1 protein-coding gene and 1 pseudogene are annotated in these 4,077 nt (G+C 74.9%); both read left to right on the top strand.

Features of this window, described 5'->3' with window-relative positions:
• Positions 1 to 1,923, top strand: a pseudogene (locus EAO71_RS35050) (serine/threonine-protein kinase); the annotation flags it as partial.
• Between the two features lie 251 nt (positions 1,924 to 2,174).
• Positions 2,175 to 3,818, top strand: a complete 1,644-nt coding sequence (locus EAO71_RS35055) for a serine/threonine-protein kinase (RefSeq protein WP_410094307.1) — start codon at positions 2,175 to 2,177, stop codon at positions 3,816 to 3,818.
• Positions 3,819 to 4,077: the final 259 nt, after the last annotated feature.

A 4,077-nucleotide genomic window follows, 5' to 3' on the forward strand; every position in this document is an offset into this window, starting at 1 on the left:
GGTGCCCAGCGCTCGGTCACGGCGCCGACGACGGCGATCCGGGCCTGGCGGGCGCGCTCGGCGGCGAGCCGGGTGGTGGGGCCCCGGTAATCGGAGGCCCCGGCACCCTCGCCGGACTCGCCCCAGCCTCCGCCGGCCGGTACGGGCACCGGCTCCGGCTCCGGCCGTCGGGGGGCCGGCGGCCGGGACGCGGCGGTGTAGCCCGCCGGCAGGGCGGGGCGGCCGGAACCGGGCAGGACCGGTCCGCCGCCCGCGGAGACCGGTCCGGCGCCGTCGCGCGAGGCGTGCGGACCGTCGCTCCAGCTGCCGGTGAGCAGCGCGCGCGGCGGACCGTCGCCATCGGTGCCGCGCCGGGGCGGATAGTCGTCGTCCGCGTCCTCGCCGTCGTCCTCGTCGTCYAGGGCCTGGGACCACCACTGCGGCTCGGGACCGGCCCCCCGACGGCCGGAGCCGGAGCCGGTGCCCGTACCGGCCGGCGGAGGCTGGGGCGAGTCCGGCGAGGGTGCCGGGGCCTCCGATTACCGGGGCCCCACCACCCGGCTCGCCGCCGAGCGCGCCCGCCAGGCCCGGATCGCCGTCGTCGGCGCCGTGACCGAGCGCTGGGCACCCGAGCAGGCCGGGCCGGTCCACGAGAACTGGCGGCTCGCCCCGCCCATCGGCCCCGCCACCGACCTGTGGGCCCTCGGCGCGCTGCTGTACCGGGCCGTCCAGGGCCATGCCCCGTACCCCGAGGACAACGCCGCCGAGCTGGTCCAGCTCGTCTGCGCCGAGCCGCCGGCCTTCGCCGAGGAGTGCGGGGCGCTGCGCCCGGTCGTCGAGTCCCTGCTGCGCCAGGACCCCACGGAACGCCCCGACTTCGAGGAGCTGCGCGGCTGGCTGCGCTCCCTCGTCCGGTCGGCGCCGGAGCCGGAGGCGGGCAGTGGCATGGTGCCGCTCCCGTCCGAGGACGCCAGGCGGCTGCCCGTGGTGCGCCGCCGCGGCGAACTGGTCCGCCGACGGCGCGGGGCCGCGGCCGGTGGACGCCATCGCCACCGGAAGGGCAAGGAGCCCCGCCGGGCACACGAGGACACGGGCCGCGGGAGCGCGCGTCACCAGGACGCGCGCGGCGGGGGCGTTCGCCGCGACGAGCGTCACTCGTTCCGGCAGGAGGAGTTCCACGAGGAGCTGCCGCAGCGCGCCTCGCGTGCCCCGCGGGCGGGCCGGGACACCCGGGCTCCGCGCTCCCTCGGCCGCAACCTCCTGCTGCTGATCCTCCTGCTGCTCGTGGGCGCCGTCGCCTACGCCGTCCTGTTCATGCCCCGGCAGGGCGCGGAGGGCGAACAGCCCGCCGGTCAGGGCTCCCAGCGGCCCGGCGGCGGCCCCACCGGGCGGTCCGCGCCCCCTTCGGCCGGCACCTCGGCGAAGCCCTCCCCGGGGAAGACCGCCCCGAGCGGGGCGACGCCCACGTCCGGCACGCCGACCGCCGACCTGGCCGCCGGGTACACGCTGCGCAAGGACCCCGAGGGCTTCCAGGTCGGGGTGGCCTCCGGCTGGCGGCGGAGCCCGATCAACGACGCCGGGCAAGTCCGCTACACCGGCGGGGAGTTCACCCTGATCGTGGTGCCGGGCCGGGACACGGTGCAGGCCGCCGGCTCCGACCCGATGGCCTACCAGCGGACCAGGGAGCGCGAGCTGCAGCCCTGGCGGGACTCGTCCTGGTCCAGCGCCTCCGGGCTGCGTCGGATCGACGTCGGCCGCCAGGCCATGGCCGTCGGGCAGTTCACCTGGCAGGACAGCACGGGGCGCGAGGTGTTCGTCCGCAACCTCGCCCTGATCGAGCGAGGCCGGTATCACGTCGTCCAGGTCATCGGACCGGAGAACGAACGGGACAAGGTGTCCGAGATCTACGACCAGGCGGTGAAGGCCTACCGGGCGACCCGGTGACGCCGCATCCGGTCGCCGCCGGCCGGCCGCGCACCACCCGGCCGCCCGCTCCGGACGGCGGCTCACTCCGCCGACTCTCGTTGAAAGCAGAACCGTTCAGGGCCGCGAATCCGCCGAACCGCCCCTGAGAGTGGCCGAAAAGGGGCGGCCGGAGTTGGCCCGGTCACAGTGCTGTTCCTTTGCGCGCCCTGAGGTTCCGCCGTCCGTATCTCTCTCCGTAACCTGTCATCCGAAGGAACGGGCGGGGGCAAGTGGAACATTCTCAGAGCGCAGGCGCGGAGTCCGGAGCCGGAGCGGACACGGCGGCCGGGTTGGTGCTCGCCGGACGCTACCGGCTGGGCGAGACCATCGGTCGCGGCGGCATGGGCAAGGTGTGGCGAGCCCACGACGAAGTCCTGCACCGGATCGTGGCGGTGAAGGAGTTGACGGCGGGTCGCTTCGTCGCCGAGGCCGACCGGCTGGTTCTGCACGCCCGCACCCAGAAGGAGGCCCGCGCCGCGGCGCGGATCACCCACCCGGGCGTGGTCACCGTGCACGACGTGCTGGAGCACGACGACCGGCCCTGGATCGTCATGCAGTACGTCGACGGCCCCTCGCTCGCCGACGCGGCCAAGGAGGCCGGCACGATCGAGCCCCGGGAGGCCGCCCGGATCGGGCTGCACGTCCTCGGCGCGCTGCGCGCCGCGCACGCGGCCGGAGTGCTGCACCGGGACGTCAAGCCCGGCAACGTGCTGCTGGCCCGCGACGGGCGGGTCCTGCTCACCGACTTCGGGATCGCCGCCATCGAGGGCGACTCGACCATCACGCGGACCGGTGAACTGGTCGGCTCCATCGACTACCTGGCGCCCGAGCGGGTACGGGGCGGCGACCCCGGCCCGGCCTCCGACCTCTGGTCGCTCGGCGCGACGCTGTACACCGCGGTGGAGGGGACCTCCCCGTTCCGCCGGAGCTCCCCGATCAGCACGATGCAGGCGGTCGTGACGGAGGAGCCGCCCCACCCGGAGAAGGCCGGGGCGCTGGCCCCCGTCATCGTCGCGCTGCTGCGCAAGGACCCGGAGCAGCGCCCGCGCGCGGACGAGGCGGGCCGGATGCTGCTCGACGCCATGGAGGGCCGGACCCCGGCCTCGGCGCAGGCGTACGTACCCACGCAGCGGGTGGAGCAGGAGCAGCTGACCTCCGTCACCGCCGAACTGCCGTCGCCGGAACGGCCCTCGGCCACGTCCGCCACGGTGCCGACCCCGACCGCCCCGCCGGCCCCGCCCACCGCGGGGAAGGGCCGCGGCCGGTGGCGTACGGCGGTCCTGGCGGCCGTGCTCGCGGGCCTGGTCGCCGGTGGAGCCGTCTTCGCGGCGATGAACCACACCGGCGGCGACAAGACCGGGCAGGGCGGCAAGGGCACGCAGCCCACCGTGACGCAGAACGAGGAGGACGCCGTTCCGGCCGGCTGGCACCGCGTCGAGGACCCCGAGGGCTTCAGCCTGGCGGTACCCAAGGGCTGGAAGCGGCAGACGGACGGCGACAACATCGACTACACGCCGGACAACGGCCGTCACCGGCTCCGGATCAGCATCGACCCCACGCCCGACTTCGAGAACCCGTACGTACACGTGCTGGATCTGGAGAAGACGCTGAAGAGGCGGTCCGAGTACCGGCGCGTCTGGCTGAACCAGAACACCTACCGCGACCAGGTCCGTTCCGCCCGGTGGGAGTTCACCTGGCAGGAGAAGCAGAACTTCCCGGGCCCGAGGCACGCCATCGACCAGTTGTACTTCGCGGACGACGGCACCGAGTACGCCGTGTTCATGGCGTCACCGGAGTCGAGCTGGGAGACCACCCGGGAGCAGTTCGACATCGTTCTCCGGCACTGGCGGGCACCCGGCGAGCGGACCGACTGACGGGACGGGCCGGGGTCCGGCTCGGCGAGCCGGCCGGGGGAACGCACCGAGGGAACGGGCCGGCGCATCGGGCGCCGGAACACGAGATCGCCCTCCCGGCCGACCGTAAGCCGCTGATCAGGGCTTATGTGCCAGCGATCGCTGGCGTGATGTGCGCACCCGGTGAAAACGCGTTACCGACGGGTACCCAAAGACCTGAATGCGGCCTACTCTCGCCCTCATGACGGACTCGCAGGCACCCACCGCCCCGGCCACCAAC

The organism is Streptomyces sp. MS191 (assembly GCF_008042125.1).
Lineage (GTDB): Bacteria > Actinomycetota > Actinomycetes > Streptomycetales > Streptomycetaceae > Streptomyces.